Below are 14046 nucleotides of genomic sequence, written 5' to 3' on the forward strand. Positions count from 1 at the left end.
TGTCAGTCGAGGAAACCGTGGTCTTTCAGGTAGTCATGCGCCACCTGTTTGGCCGGCAGGCCCTGGACCTGGATCTGGCTGTTGAGTGTCTGCAGCGTCTCGCGATCCAGCGAGGCGAAGACCGGTTCGAACAGCCCGGGCAGGTCGGGGTGTTCCTTCAGGACCGCCTCGCGCATCACCACGGCCGGCTCGTAGACCATCTGCACGCCCTTCGTATCGTCCATCACCTTGAGGCCGGCGGGCTGAATGGCGCCGTCGGTGCCGTAGACCATCGCCGCGTTGGTGCCGCTGGTGCCTTCGGCCGCGGCGCGGATGGTCGCGGCGGTGTTGCCCCCCGAGAGCACCAGCAGCTGGTCCTGGGAGAGCGTGAAGTCGTAGGCCTTCTGGAAGCTGGGCAGGGCGGCGGCGCTCTCGACGAACTCGGCGGAGCCGGCCAGCTTGACGTCGCCGCCGTTGCGCACCCAGCGGCCGAAGTCCGCCATGGTGTCGAGGTCGTTGGCTTCGGCGATTGAGCGCTTCACGGCGATCGCCCAGGTGTTGTTGGCCGGGGCCGGCTTCAGCCAGACGATGCCGTGGTTCTCGCGGTCCCAGTCGCGCACCTTCTCGTAGCCGGCCTCGGCGTTCTTCCAGGCCGGGTCATCGGTGGTGCCGCTGAAGAAGGCGCCATTGCCGGTGTACTCGGGGTAGAGGTCGATCTCGCCCTCGAGCAGGGCCTTGCGCACGATGTTGGTGGGGCCGAGCTGCAGCTTGTTCTCCACCGGGTAGCCGGCGTCTTCCAGCAGTGCGACCATCATGTTGCCGAGCAGTGCCCCTTCGGTATCGATCTTCGACGCCACGCGCAGCGGCTCGGCCGCCACGGCCTGACCGGCCGCCAGCAGCGTGCCGGCCACGAGACCCAAGACATTGCCAATCCTGACCATGAGCTTCCATCCTCTTGTCGGTGAGGGGGTGCGATGAGCGATATCGTGCCTCAATCCCACTGAGCCTAGCCATCGACGACGGATGGCTCCACATTTCAGGACCTTATCGAGGGTGCCGTGCGGCGTCCAGCGGTTTGGCCGAGGTGCCGGCCATATGTGGCCGGGGCTGCTGGGACCACGAGGGGGAGACGGGGATGAATAGGCGCACCGCGATCGGAATGCTGGTCGCTGGCCTGCTGGGCGGCTGTGCCGGCTCGCCGAGGCACGAACCGGCCTCGGCACCGCCGCCGGTGAGTCAGGCGGAGGAGGCCTGCAATGCCGATGCCCTGGCCGACTGGGCCGGGCGCGACTACCGGGCCGCGATGACGACACGGGCCCGTGAGCTCGGCGGCGCCGACCGGGTACGGGTGATCCGTCCGGGGCAGGGCTACACCATGGACTACCGGCCGGATCGTCTGAACCTGCATCTGGACGAACAGGGACGCATCGTGCGCATCGACTGCGGCTGAACGTGCCCTGGGCTGTCAGGCAACGACGGCTTGCATTGCCGGCACTACGCCTCCACCTAGGGGAGACTACGATTTCGTGAAGGAGGCAGGCATGACCCGCGCTCGAGTTCTTGCCCATGGCACGCTGCACTGTTTTCCCATCGGCCTGCGGGATGCGCAGGGCAATCCGGTCAACGCCGAGGTCTCGGCGGTGGTGCATGACGGCGAACGGCTGATCCTGGCCAGCGACAAGCCGATTCCCGGCGAGGAGCGCTCAGCGGTCTTCGCCGTCGATGTCGACGGCGAGGGGCGGCCCGACGAGGCGTCGCTGGTCTACTTCACCCAGCCGCTGATCAAGCAAGCCACCAAGTACGAGGACTTCGCGCTGACCGCCGATGGCCGCCACGTGCTGGCGACCACCGGGTTCGACCGCATCGCCGAGGACAGTCACGCACTGAACGCCTACAACCACCTGCTGATCTGGCCGCTGGGCAATCCCGATGCCGTGTCCGTGGTCGACCCCGACCCGCGCGATGGTGTCGAGGGCTCGCTGGAGCTGCGCGCCAAGCTCGACGCGGCGATCGGCACGCCCTACTACAAGATCGAGGGGCTGGCGGCGATCCCCGGCGAGCGCGGCGATGGCCTGCTGCTGTTCGGGGTGCGCGAGCAGGGAAAACACCACGACAACTTCGAGTACGTGTGCCGTGTGGTCGGCGCTCACTACCGTGTCTCGGCGGCGGGAAACCTGACATTCGTCGACGAGCTGCGCAGCCTGTATCGCTTCGATCCGGAGCGTTTCGAGGCGGTACGCCATGTCTGCGGGCTGTCGAGCCTGGAATACGATCCCTACAATCACCGCCTGTACCTGCTGACCAGCTTCGAGACCGAACAGGACGGTGTCGAGCGCATCGGCGGCTACCTGTGGGTGATGAGCCTCGACGACTTCACCGCCGGGCGCGAGCCGCAGCTGGTCGGCGACGAGAGCGGCGCGGCGCTGGAATTCGAGCACAAGGCCGAGGGTCTGGCGGTGCTCGACGCCGCGCGGCTGTTCGTTGCCTATGACAATGACCGCCACCTGGGGCTGGGCGCGATCGACGCGCGCGATGAGCGCCATGCCAGCGAGGCGCCGTACACGGTGCTGGCCATGGACGCCTGATCAGTCGTATCGGGTCTGCCAGCGCTTGGTGGCAATCTGCTCCTTGAGCAGCTCGAGCACCTCGATCAGCACCTGCTCGGTGATGCGCTCGCTGCGCCGGTCGGTGACCAGCAGGATGTCCATGCCGCTGTCGGCGGCGCGGCGCAGTAGCTGCGAGAACTCCGGCGAGCGCAGGCCGCCGACCGCCTCGTGGATCAGCCGGCTGGCCAGGTCGCTGAGCGCCTGGTCCATGGCGCCGGCAACCTGACGGCCCATCGGCATGCGGTGCAGGCGCTGGATCTCCGGACTCTCCTGCAGGGTCCGGCCCACCAGGGCACTGACGTATCGGGCGATCAGCGCGCGGTTGTCGGCATAGAGGCCGTCGATCCCCGTCTCCAGCCGTTCGGCGATCTCCTCCACCAGTTGCGCCTTGCGCGGCGCCACCACCTCATCGGCGAGCCGCTGCGACAGGGTGTTGCTGTGGCGGACCTCTTCCTGAAGGCTGCCGAGCAGGCGCACCGCGACGCGATCGGAGACCTCCTCGAGCAGGATGTCATAGTACTTGCGCACCGCCTGGAACAGTGTCCAGCGGCGCACGTCGATCAGGTCCATCCGCTGCAGGCGGTGGAGCAGGGCGAACACGCGCAGCGCACGCAGCCAGCGAAAGCCGGCCAGCGGAATGCAGCCGAGCACGTCGTACCAGTGCACGAAGGGGTAGAAGAACCAGCGATGGTAGCGGCGCTCGGCGATCGCCACCGTCCAGCCGATCAGCACGTCGAGCACGTAGACGCTGACGAAGGCCAGATCGATGGTGAAGAAGTGCGCGTGGATGGTGTCGGCGTAGGCGGCCTCGAGGCGCGGGGCGACGGCGGCGAAGGCGGCGTGCAGCGGCGGCAGCAGGTAGAGGCTGTCGAACAGCAGCAGTGCCAGGTTGACGATGACCAGGGCGATGATCAGGCCGTCCCAGGCCAGGGCGAGCCGGTCCCGGAGCGATGCGGGCGACGTCATGCAGCCTCCTTGCGATGACGGGGGTGTCGGTCAGGGCGTGCGTTGGGCGTACTGGTGGTCGTGCTCGCGGGTGGCGCGCTCGGCCTGCTTGCGCATTTCCCGGCGCAGCGTGGCCTTCTCGAAGCGGCGCTTCTGCAACGCCGTGTCAAGACGCAGCGGCGGCACCTCGACCGGCTGGCCCTGCTTGTCGACCGCCACCATGGTCAGGTAGCAGCTGTTGGTGTGGCGGATCACCTTCTCCTGAATCGATTCGGCAATCACCTTGATGCCGATCTCCATCGAGGACCGCCCGACATGGTTGACCATGGCGAGGAAGGTGACCAGCTCGCCGACGTGGATCGGCTGCTTGAACAGTACCTGATCGACCGACAGGGTCACCACGTAGCTGCCGGAGTAGCGGCTGGCGCAGGCGTAGGCGACCTCGTCGAGCTTCTTGAGGATCGCGCCGCCGTGGACCTTGCCGCTGAAGTTGGCCATGTCGGGGGTCATCAGCACGGTCATGGTCAACTCGTGCTGGCGGGGCATGTCGTCGGGAGCCATGGGGAGCCTTCGTGTCGCAGGGTTTCCCTTAGGTGTAACACGTTTTGCCTCGAGACGGGGTGTCCGGGGTACCCGGTCCGGCGGGGAAAGGGCCGGGCCGCGGCAGGCGGCCCGGGGAGGGCGGCAAGGCGTCAGGGGATGAGGCTCAGCCCCAGGGCGATGATCACGCCGGTGATGACCAGCTGGATCAGGCAGAAGCCCATGATGTCCTTGGCCTTGAGCCCGGCGATGGCCAGCACCGGCAGCGCCCAGAAGGGCTGCAGAAGGTTGGTCCAGGCGTCGCCCCAGGCCACCGCCATGGCGATGCGCGGAATGTCCGCGCCCAGCGCCTGGGCCGCCGGCAGCATGACCGGGGCCTGCACCGCCCACTGGCCGCCCCCGGAGGGCACGAAGAGGTTGACCACCCCGGCGCTGATGAACGACCAGAACGGCAGGGTGTCGGCGCTGGCGATCGACACGAAGCCCTCGGAGAGCGTCTGGGCCAGGCCCGACTGCACCATGATCGCCATGATCCCGGCATAGAAGGGGAACTGGATGACGATGCCCGCACCGCCCTTGATGGCCTCGTGGAGGCTGTCGAGCAGGCGGCGCGGCGTGCGGTGCAGCACGATGGCCAGGAACAGGAACAGGAAGTTGACGATGTTGAGGTTGAGCCCGCCGCCGCGCAGCAGGAAGTGATCGAACAGGAACAGCAGGCCCGGGATGCCCACCAGCCAGGCCAGCGACTTGCTGTTCTCGAGGTGCTCGGCGGGACGGGTGATCACCGGACGCTCCTCGCCGGCGGACGTGCCGAGCCGCTCGGGGTCGACGTACACGCTCTCGGCCTCGTCGGGCAGCATCGCCCGGTTGACCAGCGGCACCACGATGAACAGCGCCACGACGATGGCCAGGTTGAACAGCGAGAAGATCGTCTCGCTGGTGGGGACCACGCCGATCTGGTCGGCCGTGAAGTGGCCCTCGGTGGCGATCACCAGCGGAATCGAGCCGGCCAGCCCGCCGTGCCAGACGACGAAGCCGGAATAGGCGCTGGCGATCAGCAGGCGGTAGTCGACACGGATCTGGCGGGCCAGCTCCTTGGCGAACAGCGCGCCCACCACCAGGCCGAAGCCCCAGTTGATCCAGCTGGCGGCCAGCGAGACCAGCGTGACCAGCACGATGGCCCGGGCGGGGGTGCCCGCTCGGGCGGCGAGACGGGCCAGCTGACGCTGCACGGGCGGCGAGCTGGCGAGCATGAAGCCGGTGATCAGCACCAGCAGCATCTGCATCGAGAAGGTCAGCAGGTTCCAGAAGCCATCGCCCCAGAAGCGCAGCACGGCCAGCGGCGTCTGGCGTTCCACGCCGATGGCGGCTGCGGCGGCGATCAGCGTCAGCAGCAGCACGAAGATGTAGGGGTCGGGCAGATAGCGCTCGACCAGTTTCACGGCCGGGCGTGAGAGTGTCTTGAGCATGGGGGTCTCGCTGCTTGTTGGTGTTTTTGCCGCGTCGCGCCTAGCGATAGCGCAACCGGCAGGGCGCGGTCAACGCGCCGCCGTGCGTCTTTGGTCGAGCGGCAGGTGCCAGCGCGTGCGGCGATAGTGCCGGTAGTAGGCGACCAGGGTCGCCGAGCGGGCCAGCGTGAACAGCGTGAAGGCCAGCCACAGGCCGTGATTGCCGAGCGCCAGCGGGCCGGTGGCCAGCCACCAGGCGGGCAGGTAGACCGCCAGGCCGACGAGGATGCTGTTGCGCATCTCTCGGGTAGCGGTGGCGCCGATGAACACCCCGTCGAACAGGTAGCTCCATACCGCCAGCACCGGCATCAGCACCATCCAGGGCAGGTAGGTCGCGGCGGTCTCGCGCACCGCCGGCAGGTCGGTGAGCAGCGCGATCAGGCCATGCCCGCCGAGGGCGAAGACGAGCATGGCCGCGACGCTGGTGAGCAGGGAAAAGCGCATCGCACCACCCACCGCGTCGCGAAACGCCGCGCCGTCGCCGCGGCCGATGGCCCGGCCGGTGAGCGCCTCGGCGGCGTGGGCGAAGCCGTCCAGGCCGTAGGAGGTGAGCATGATGAACTGCAGCAGCACGGCATTGGCGGCGAGGATCACGTCACCCTGACTGGCGCCCCGGGCGGTGAAGAAGGCCATGGCGAAGAGCAGCCCCAGGGTGCGCAGGAACAGCTGGCTGTTGACCTGGAACAGCTCGGCGTAGGCGGTCGGGCGCCACAGGCGTTCGCCGAGGAAATGCCCGCCGAGCGTGCGCAGCTGGCGCCGGACCAGCCACAGGCCCAGGCCCAGCGCCGTGTAGTCGGCGATCACCGTGGCCCAGGCGACGCCGTCGCTGGTCATCCCCAGGCCGGCCACGAACACCAGATCGAGAGCGATGTTGACGCTGTTGGTGGTGACCATGATCGTCAGCGTCACGCGGCTGTTCTGCTGGCCGAGGAACCAGCCGAGGATGGCGTAGTTGGCCAGCACCGCCGGGGCCGAGAGAAAGCGGATGGCGGCGTACTCGCGGGCCAGGGCGGTGGCCTCCTGGCTGCCGTCGAGCAGCCACAGGCCCAGCGTGGTCAGCGGCTGCGACAGCGCGATCAGCAGCGTGCCGATCAGCGCCGCCAGTAGCAGCGACTGGCCGAGCAGGTTGCGCACCGCGGTGTCGTCCTCGCGGCCCACGGCCTGGGAGGTCAGCCCGGTGGTGCCCATGCGCAGGAAGCCGAAGCCCCAGTAGAGAAAGCCGAACAGCGTCGCGCCCAGGGTTACCCCGGCGAGGAAGCGCGACTCCGGCAGGTGGCCGACCACGGCGGTGTCCACCAGGCCGAGCAGCGGCACGGTGATGTTGGAGAGAATGATCGGCCAGGCCAGCGTCCAGACGCGACGGGTGGCGGCAGCGCTCATGGGCGGGTGCGTTCCTGTGGGCAGACGGGTGGCAGGCGAGCGGGCCGGGGCCGCCCGGCGGGGCGGCTCCTCAGGGGCGGTTCAGGCCGCGGTGATGCGTTCGTACTTCTTCATCAGCGCGTCACGGGACTCGCGATGGTCGGGGTCCAGCGGGATGCAGTCCACCGGGCATACCTGCTGGCACTGCGGCTCGTCGAAATGACCGACGCACTCGGTGCACAGGCCGGGGTCGATCACGTAGATCTCCTCGCCCGGCGAGATGGCGCCGTTGGGGCATTCCGGCTCGCAGACATCGCAGTTGATGCATTCGTCGGTGATCATCAGGGCCATGGGTCATGTCCTCGCTGCGGCGGACGCGTCACGCATCGCGCGTTGTCTCGGTGTCGAAGTGCTCGCGCAGCGCTGCCGCGACCCGGGGATGCACGAGCCGGCTGACATCGCCGCCGAGACGCGCGATCTCGCGCACGATGGTGGCGGAAATGTAGGAGTTCTCGACCGCGGGGGTCAGAAACAGGCTCTCCACGTGCGGGGCCTGGGCACGGTTCATGTTGGCCAGCTGCAGCTCGTACTCGAAGTCCGAGACCGCCCGCAGGCCGCGCAGGATGATGCGGGCGCCCTGCTGGTCGAGCAGTTCGGTGAGCAGGCCGTGAAAGCCCACCACCGAGACGTTGTCGAGCTCGGCGACCACGTCCTCGGCCAGGTTGACGCGGGCATCGATGTCCAGCGTCGGGCGCTTGCCGGGGCTCGCCGCGACGGCCACCACGACCCTGTCGAAGATCCGTGCGGCGCGCTCGATCAGATCGAAGTGCCCGTTGGTGATCGGGTCGAAGGTGCCGGGGTAAACCACGATGTTCATGGGTGAATCCTGTCGCAAGGCCGGCCGCCCGTGACGGCGGCGGTAGTCACGGCCCGGCGCCTGGTGGCACCGGGCCCCTCAGGGTAGCCGATGGATGCTGCACCGGCAATCGCCTCCCGGCGCGTCAGTCGCCGAGCCGGCCGAAGGGGTTGTCCACCGCCAGCGAGACCGCGCGGGCATAGCCGGGAATATGGATGCCGCCGGACTCGACCGTCAGCTCCGGCCCCTCGAGCACGCCCTCGCCGAAGCGGTAGATGACCTCGAAGTCGGCCGCGTCGGCGCGTGCCAGATAGGTGTCGCGGCGGGTCTGCACGGCGGCGGCACGCTCGTGCCAGGCGTCGACGGCGGCCCGGCCGTGGCGCTGGATGAGCAGGCGTTCGGTGGCGTCCGGCGAGAGCAGCAGCCCGGTGGCGTTGTTGCCGCCGAAGCCCTTGGCGTTGAGGAAGGCGGCGTCGGCGCGGAAGGGCTGCGACTCGCGGAACAGGCGCAGGCGCTCGCCGTGCACGTCGTCGGCCACGGCGTCGAGGGTGGGGATGCCGGGGATGCGCTCATGGGCGAAGCTGCCCAGGGCGCTGGCCAGCTGGTCGCCGGCGGAGCTGCCCTGGGAGTGGCCGACGAACGCCTTGACGGCGGCCACCGGCCAGTCGTGAATGCCGTTGGCCCGTGCCACGCTGTCGAGGACATGGGACTCGGTCACGCGGTTCTTGGGCGTGCTGGTGGCGTGGGCGTGAATGAAGGTGCGCTCGCGCAGGCCGCGCTCGCCGAGGATCTCGCGGCCCAGTGATGCCGCCTTGCCCAGGGTGATGTAGTTGCCGATGCCGGGGGCCGAGATCGAGCGCTTCCAGCCGTCGGCATTGACGAACACCCCGGGCACCGCGCCGAGGATCTGCGCCCCGGTTTCCAGTGCCAGGGCGTCGTCCATCAGCAGCACGAACTGCGCCGATTCGGCGATGGTGAAGCCGCAGTTGCGGGCGAAGGGGCGGCAGGCGCGCTGGTAGTCGGCATCGGTGAGCAGGCTCAGGGCGTCGAGCGCCTTGAGGCTGTCGTCGTCGGCCAGCGCGCCCATGCTGCGAAAGCCCTCGATGATCTCGGGGGTGATCGGGGCGTCGCTGGTGCCCACCATCACCACCCGGCGCACGCCGCGGCGGATCTCCTCGATGCCCTGGCGCAGGTTGTAGAGGAAGGTCGCGCAGGCGCCCTGGATCGCGCCGGTGGCGCCGACGCTGCCCAGCACGTAGGCGTTGAGGAAGTCGGCGGGCATCTGGCCGTAGCCCAGCGGCATCTGCTTGGAGGTGGCGCGGTTGCCGGAGATGAAGCTCTTGAGCAGCCCGCCCCAGCCCTCGTCGTCGAGCTGGCCGATGGAGTTGCCGGCGTAGACGGCGATCTGGTCCGGGTCGAGGCGATCGCGCAGCGCCTCCCAGTCCAGGCCGCTCTGGCCCAGGCAGTCGCTGGCGCCGAACACCGCCATCGACAGCCCGCGCGGGTGATGCACGCTGCGATACAGGCGCTCGGGCGCGAAGCCGCTGGGCAGCTGGCCGGCGGCGCGAACCTGAGCCTGGCGATGGTCCGGAAGCAGTACCTCGAGGGCGCCCGGCGGCACGCTGACCTCGACCCGGCGGCTGTCCAGGTCACGCACCTGCCAGGTCTCCGGCAGGACCTCGGGCAGCTGGCGGCGACGCATCTGGAAGGTCAGCGGCGTGTCGAGGGCCAGCTGGGCGCGGCGGTTGGCGGGGATGCCCTCGGCGTTGAAGGCCTCGTCCTCGATGCGGCGGATCAGGGTATGGTCGAGTACCGTCTGGCGAAAGCGATCGGCCACGCCAGCCGTGTCGAGGCGGTTACCGTGACTGTCCTGCCAGGAGCCGTCCTCCTGGCGGGCCACCAGGTGCATCATGGCGGCCAGGCCGACCACGGTGCGCTGCTGTTCCTCGGCGGACAAGGCATCGAGCACCGTGCGGCGGAACGCCTGGTGGCCCGAGGTTCTGCCGGCGGCATTGACACCGCCCATGCCGACAATCACCGGTAACTGTGACAAGCCGCATCCCTCGTTGTGCAATGGAGTCTACGAAAAGCTGACAGCAACGGGCCGTCAGGGTTGCATGGGCGCCGCGGGGGACAGGGGCGGGCACGCCATGCCGGGTCTGGGACGCGATGATAGCACTCGCGTTGCAGCGGCGTCATGCCGGCCGCCTTGGCGGGCAGGCGAGCCGGCTTGGTAGACTGGGCGCGTTTCTCGACCCAGAGACTGCCATGCACGCCAATTCCCGTATCGTCACCTCCCGTCAGTCCGGCCCGCACGAGGACCTGGCGCGACGCGTCGCCCGCGCCCTGGATCACCCCTGGCGCAAGCCGATCGCCGATCACACCCGGCACGCCTTCGACCGGGCGCAGGACTGGCTGGCCGCGCAGGGGCGCCCGCTGCTGCTCGATGCCGGCTGCGGCGTGGGGCTTTCCACCCGGGCACTGGCCGCTCGTCATCCGGACCGGGCGGTGATCGGCGTCGATCGCAGCGCGGCGCGGCTGGAGCGCGAGCACGGCGCGCTGCCCGACAACGCCCTGCTGGTGCGCGCCGACCTGGTCGACTTCTGGCGTCTGGCGCTGGGGGCCGGCTGGCAGCCGGAGCGCCATTACCTGCTGTATCCCAATCCCTACCCGAAGGCCTCGCAGCTCAAGCTGCGCTGGCACGGCCATCCGGTCTTCCCGGCGATCCTCGCCCTGGGCGGGCGTCTCGAGCTGCGCTCCAACTGGGCACTGTACCTGGAGGAGTTCGCCCTGGCGCTGCAGCACGCCGGCGAGCCGCGGCCGGCGGTGGTCCGCCATGACCCGCAGGGCGACTACCTGACGCCCTTCGAGCGCAAGTACGCACAAAGCGGGCAGCCGCTCTGGCGGCTGACCGCCACGTTGCCCCACGCACCGCAGCGGCTGCCCTGACCCCGCTCAGCGCGACAGCCGCGTGCTGAGTTCCGCCTCGAGCCAGCGGGCGACCGGCCCCTGGCCGGCATCGCGGCGACGCACCAGCTCCACGCTGACGCCGGGCGGCTCGGGCAGGTCGTCGAGAGTCAGGCGGCGGACCAGCGAGCGGTACATCGGGTAGTCGGCGATGTGGGTCGGCACCAGCGCCCAGCCGATGCCCTGGGTGACCAGCTCGGCGATCGCGTAGTAGCTGTTGAGCTGCCAGATGCGCGGCGACAGGCGCGCGCTGCGATTGCCGCCCAGCGGCGAGGCCACCACCAGCTGGCGATGGCGGCTGAGCGTCGACAGCCGCACCGGGGTGGCGGTGGCGAGCGGGTGGTCATGGGCGACGATGGCGGTCTGCGCCAGGCGGGCGATCTGGCGCACGCCGAGCTGGGGTGGCAGCGAAGGCTGGCTGAACAGCACGCCCAGGTCGGCGGTGCCGTCGGCGACCCAGCTGGGGATGTCGGCCTGGGCGCCGTTGAGCAGTGACAGTTCCAGGTTCGGCCAGCGCTCGGCCAGCACCAGCAGGGTGTCCATCAGCGGCGGGTAGGGCAGCGCCTCGTCGACGGCCAGGGTCAGGTGCGACTCCTCGCCGCCGGCCAGAGTGCGGGCGCGGGCCTCGAGCTGGTCGCACTGACGCAGGATCTCGCGGGCCTCGCGGACCAGCGCCTGCCCCTCGCCGGTCAGCACCGGCGTGCGGCCGCGCCGGTCGAACAGCGTCACGCCCAGGTCGAGTTCGAGATGGGCGACGGCGGTGCTGACCGCCGACTGGGCACGGCCCAGGTGGCGGGCACCCGCCGAGAAGGAGCCGTGTTCGGCACAGGCGAGGAGCACTTCCAGCTGATCGAGGGTCCAGCGCATGGGCGTCCTATCAGGTTTTCAGATGAAATCTAACTCGAATCCATCGCCATGATGCCCAGAATAAGCCCCAGGGTCGAGGCCGTGCGGGCCTCGCGACAGGATCTCGAGAGGTGAGGATGCGCTCCTGGAGGGAACGAGTGGTGCATACGCTGCTGTTCGAGGCCGGCGGCCTGGTGATGGTGACGCCGCTGGCCAGCTGGCTGACCGGTCACGGCATGGACGAGATGGGCGCCCTGGCGGTGGGGCTGGCCACGGCGGCGATGGCCTGGAACCTGGTCTGGAATCGCGGCTTCGATGCGCTGGTGCCGACACGGCGTCGCAGCGTCGGGCAGCGCTTCACCCAGGCCTTCGGCTTCGAGCTCGGACTGCTGGTGATGACCCTGCCGGTGGTGGCCTGGTGGATGGGCATCAGCCTGGAGGAGGCGTTCTGGCTGGACCTCGGCTTCATGCTGTTCTTCCTGGTCTACGCCATGCTCTTCAATACCCTGTTCGATCGGGCGATGCGCCGGCGTCTAGCGGGAGGCGACTGATGGCCTATCTGTACCTGCTGCTGGCGATCGTCGCCGAAGTCCTCGGTACCACCGCGCTCAAGGCCTCGCGGGAGTTCACCCGGCTGTGGCCCAGCGTGGGGGTGGTGGTCGGCTACGGCCTGGCGTTCTACCTGCTCACCCTGGTGCTGCGCAGCCTGCCCGTGGGCGTCGCCTATGCCGTCTGGGCCGGGCTGGGCATCGTGCTGGTGTCGCTGCTCGGCGTGGTGTGGTTCGGCGAGCGGCTCGATACGCCGGCGGTAGTGGGCATGGGCCTGATCATCGCCGGGGTGGTGGTGATTCAGGTATTTTCCCGGGTCTCGGCCCACTAGGCTTTGCCTGAAAACTGGCTGCGCTCGCCAACTTTCCGGGCCAACCCTGGGCTGAGTAGCTTTCACCGTTCACGGAGCCGTCATGTCGCGTCGTCTGTCCCTGCTGGTCGTGGTGTTGTGTCTGGTGATGCCGGGGCCGTTCGCCCGGGCGTCGGGGTTCGAGCATGTCGCGCGGCTGGCCGGGCAGGGGTTTCGCCTCGGCGCCCGGGCCGAGCTGCTGGATTCCGGCCGGGTGCTGGGCGCCATCGCGCCCCGCCGTGCGCTCTCGCCGGCCTCGGTATCCAAGCTCTACACGGCGGCCGCGGCACTCGACCGCTGGGGACCGCAGCACCGCTTCACCACCCGGCTGGTGTCGACCGGGACGATCGATGACGACGGCGTGCTGCACGGCGACCTGGTGCTCGAGGGCGGCGGCGATCCGGCGCTGGTCTCCGAGGACCTGTGGCGGCTGATCCAGCGATTGCGCCAGCGCGGCATCACGGCGGTCCGGGGGCAGCTGGTGGTCAGCCAGTGGCGCTTCGGCCCGGTCGAGTGCGTGACCACCGACCGCTGCCGGGCCGCCTCGCGGGCCGACAACGCCTACAGCGCGCGGCTCTCCTCGGCGGCGGTCAACTACGCCAGCTGGTGCCTCGACGTGCTGCCGGGGCGCGGGGTGGGCGGCGCGGCGCGGATCCTCAGCTGCAACACGGTCGAGCCCGCCACCCGCGTCGACAATCGCGTGACTACCGTCGCCCGGGGCGGCGAGTCGCGGCTCGATGCCGAACGGGTCACCGACGAGCGGGGCGACGTGCTGGTGGTCAGCGGCACCATCGCCCGGGACTCCCGCCCGCGGGCGCTCTACCGGGCCAGCTCCGACCCGGCCGAGCAGACCGCCCGGACCCTGCAGTCGATGCTCGAGCGGGCCGGGATCCAGGTCTCCGGCGGCACGGCGGTGAGCCGCACCCGGCCCCCCGCGGCGGCGACCCCGCTCGCCGAGGTCGACGGCAAGCCGCTGCAGACGCTGCTGCAGCGCATGCTCGACTACTCGAACAACTTCATGGCCGACACCCTGAGCCTGGACCTGGCCGACACGCCGCGGGCCACGCTGCCCCAGGCCGGCCAGGCGGTGGCCGGCTTCGCCCGGGGCCTGCCGGGGCACGGCCCGCTGGTGCTGCACAGCGGCAGCGGCCTGACCCCGGAGAACCGCACCTCGGCGCAGGGCGTGACCACCCTGCTGGCGGCCCTGTACCGGCGGCCGGCGCTGTTCCCGGCCTTCCTGGCCGGGCTGCAGCTGCCGGTCAACGGGCCGATGCACTTCATCCGCCGTGGCGACCCGCGGTTCCAGGACCACGTGATGCTCAAGACCGGCACGCTCAACCGGCCCGTCGCGGTCCGCGCGCTGGGCGGCTACTTCCGCACCGCGAGCGGCCGCTGGGGGGCGTTCAGCGTGCTGATCAACGGCACGGCGAGCACGCCCTACCTGGCCTGGTCCACGGTGCTGGATGCGGTTTCCGCGGACCTGGCGGCGATGATTCGCGCGCATTGAACCGCCGGCCGTCCCGCGCTTGACAGGCGCCGGCC

The 14046-nt window shown here is 69.7% G+C and carries 15 protein-coding genes; 6 read left to right on the forward strand and 9 right to left on the reverse strand.

Features of this window, described 5'->3' with window-relative positions; translation table 11 throughout:
- Positions 1-2: 2 nt before the first annotated feature.
- Positions 3-920, reverse strand: coding sequence for a glycine betaine ABC transporter substrate-binding protein OsmF (osmF, locus tag KGQ91_RS06170; RefSeq protein ID WP_224415857.1), 918 nt, complete (start codon positions 918-920; stop codon positions 3-5).
- A gap of 194 nt (positions 921-1114) precedes the next feature.
- On the opposite strand from osmF, the gene KGQ91_RS06175 reads away from it, so the two are divergent.
- A complete protein-coding gene (locus KGQ91_RS06175; protein WP_224415856.1) occupies positions 1115-1429 on the forward strand; it encodes an I78 family peptidase inhibitor in 315 nt (104 codons plus the stop codon).
- Positions 1430-1520: 91 nt separating this feature from the next.
- Entirely contained in the window at positions 1521-2564 is a 1044-nt protein-coding gene (locus KGQ91_RS06180; RefSeq protein ID WP_224415855.1) for a hypothetical protein, read from the forward strand.
- Here KGQ91_RS06180 and KGQ91_RS06185 read toward each other — a convergent pair whose 3' ends face one another.
- The 7 genes from KGQ91_RS06185 to KGQ91_RS06215 all read right to left on the reverse strand — a co-directional run bounded on the left by KGQ91_RS06185 (position 2565) and on the right by KGQ91_RS06215 (position 9819).
- Positions 2565-3551, reverse strand: a complete 987-nt coding sequence (locus KGQ91_RS06185; RefSeq protein WP_224415854.1) for an ion transporter — start codon at positions 3549-3551, stop codon at positions 2565-2567.
- 30 nt (positions 3552-3581) lie between these two features.
- Positions 3582-4091: an acyl-CoA thioesterase gene (locus KGQ91_RS06190; protein ID WP_224415853.1), complete on the reverse strand. Its 510-nt coding sequence runs from the start codon at positions 4089-4091 to the stop codon at positions 3582-3584.
- Between the two features lie 131 nt (positions 4092-4222).
- Complete coding sequence (locus KGQ91_RS06195; RefSeq protein ID WP_224420550.1) at positions 4223-5539, reverse strand: short-chain fatty acid transporter; 1317 nt, start codon at positions 5537-5539, stop codon at positions 4223-4225.
- Positions 5540-5608: 69 nt separating this feature from the next.
- On the reverse strand, positions 5609-6958 hold the full coding sequence (locus KGQ91_RS06200) for an MATE family efflux transporter (RefSeq protein ID WP_224415851.1): 1350 nt from the start codon (positions 6956-6958) through the stop codon (positions 5609-5611).
- An 81-nt stretch (positions 6959-7039) separates the two neighbouring features.
- A complete protein-coding gene (locus KGQ91_RS06205) occupies positions 7040-7288 on the reverse strand; it encodes a YfhL family 4Fe-4S dicluster ferredoxin (RefSeq protein ID WP_224420551.1) in 249 nt (82 codons plus the stop codon).
- A 28-nt stretch (positions 7289-7316) separates the two neighbouring features.
- On the reverse strand, positions 7317-7814 hold the full coding sequence (gene coaD, locus KGQ91_RS06210; RefSeq protein ID WP_224420552.1) for a pantetheine-phosphate adenylyltransferase: 498 nt from the start codon (positions 7812-7814) through the stop codon (positions 7317-7319).
- Between the two features lie 124 nt (positions 7815-7938).
- Positions 7939-9819, reverse strand: a complete 1881-nt coding sequence (locus tag KGQ91_RS06215) for a beta-ketoacyl synthase (RefSeq protein WP_224421384.1) — start codon at positions 9817-9819, stop codon at positions 7939-7941.
- 242 nt (positions 9820-10061) lie between these two features.
- On the opposite strand from KGQ91_RS06215, the gene trmB reads away from it, so the two are divergent.
- Positions 10062-10742, forward strand: coding sequence for a tRNA (guanine(46)-N(7))-methyltransferase TrmB (gene trmB, locus KGQ91_RS06220; protein WP_163648194.1), 681 nt, complete (start codon positions 10062-10064; stop codon positions 10740-10742).
- A gap of 6 nt (positions 10743-10748) precedes the next feature.
- Here the strand turns inward: trmB and KGQ91_RS06225 are convergent, their stop codons facing one another.
- Entirely contained in the window at positions 10749-11627 is an 879-nt protein-coding gene (locus tag KGQ91_RS06225) for a LysR family transcriptional regulator (protein WP_224420553.1), read from the reverse strand.
- Positions 11628-11743: 116 nt separating this feature from the next.
- Here KGQ91_RS06225 and KGQ91_RS06230 point away from each other — a divergent pair, with 116 nt between their 5' ends.
- From KGQ91_RS06230 to dacB, 3 genes are all read left to right on the forward strand, one after another.
- Complete coding sequence (locus KGQ91_RS06230) at positions 11744-12157, forward strand: PACE efflux transporter (RefSeq protein WP_224420554.1); 414 nt, start codon at positions 11744-11746, stop codon at positions 12155-12157.
- Positions 12154-12486, forward strand: coding sequence for an SMR family transporter (locus KGQ91_RS06235; protein WP_224421385.1), 333 nt, complete (start codon positions 12154-12156; stop codon positions 12484-12486). Before KGQ91_RS06230 ends, KGQ91_RS06235 begins: the two co-directional genes overlap by 4 nt.
- 82 nt (positions 12487-12568) lie before the next feature.
- Positions 12569-14011, forward strand: coding sequence for a D-alanyl-D-alanine carboxypeptidase/D-alanyl-D-alanine endopeptidase (gene dacB, locus KGQ91_RS06240; RefSeq protein WP_224420555.1), 1443 nt, complete (start codon positions 12569-12571; stop codon positions 14009-14011).
- Positions 14012-14046 lie beyond the last annotated feature (35 nt).

The organism is Modicisalibacter tunisiensis, assembly GCF_020148005.1.
GTDB classification, from domain to species: domain Bacteria; phylum Pseudomonadota; class Gammaproteobacteria; order Pseudomonadales; family Halomonadaceae; genus Modicisalibacter; species Modicisalibacter tunisiensis.

Excerpts from the sequence above, each read along its gene's own strand:
- KGQ91_RS06230 (WP_224420554.1), top strand. The coding sequence starts at position 11,744 with ATGCGCTCCTGGAGGGAACGAGTGGTGCATACGCTGCTGTTCGAGGCC.
- KGQ91_RS06205 (WP_224420551.1), bottom strand. The coding sequence starts at position 7,288 with ATGGCCCTGATGATCACCGACGAATGCATCAACTGCGATGTCTGCGAG.
- KGQ91_RS06200 (WP_224415851.1), bottom strand. The coding sequence starts at position 6,958 with ATGAGCGCTGCCGCCACCCGTCGCGTCTGGACGCTGGCCTGGCCGATC.
- coaD (WP_224420552.1), bottom strand. The coding sequence starts at position 7,814 with ATGAACATCGTGGTTTACCCCGGCACCTTCGACCCGATCACCAACGGG.
- trmB (WP_163648194.1), top strand. The coding sequence starts at position 10,062 with ATGCACGCCAATTCCCGTATCGTCACCTCCCGTCAGTCCGGCCCGCAC.
- KGQ91_RS06185 (WP_224415854.1), bottom strand. The coding sequence starts at position 3,551 with ATGACGTCGCCCGCATCGCTCCGGGACCGGCTCGCCCTGGCCTGGGAC.
- KGQ91_RS06190 (WP_224415853.1), bottom strand. The coding sequence starts at position 4,091 with ATGGCTCCCGACGACATGCCCCGCCAGCACGAGTTGACCATGACCGTG.
- KGQ91_RS06180 (WP_224415855.1), top strand. The coding sequence starts at position 1,521 with ATGACCCGCGCTCGAGTTCTTGCCCATGGCACGCTGCACTGTTTTCCC.
- dacB (WP_224420555.1), top strand. The coding sequence starts at position 12,569 with ATGTCGCGTCGTCTGTCCCTGCTGGTCGTGGTGTTGTGTCTGGTGATG.
- KGQ91_RS06175 (WP_224415856.1), top strand. The coding sequence starts at position 1,115 with ATGAATAGGCGCACCGCGATCGGAATGCTGGTCGCTGGCCTGCTGGGC.
- osmF (WP_224415857.1), bottom strand. The coding sequence starts at position 920 with ATGGTCAGGATTGGCAATGTCTTGGGTCTCGTGGCCGGCACGCTGCTG.
- KGQ91_RS06215 (WP_224421384.1), bottom strand. The coding sequence starts at position 9,819 with ATGGGCGGTGTCAATGCCGCCGGCAGAACCTCGGGCCACCAGGCGTTC.
- KGQ91_RS06225 (WP_224420553.1), bottom strand. The coding sequence starts at position 11,627 with ATGCGCTGGACCCTCGATCAGCTGGAAGTGCTCCTCGCCTGTGCCGAA.
- KGQ91_RS06195 (WP_224420550.1), bottom strand. The coding sequence starts at position 5,539 with ATGCTCAAGACACTCTCACGCCCGGCCGTGAAACTGGTCGAGCGCTAT.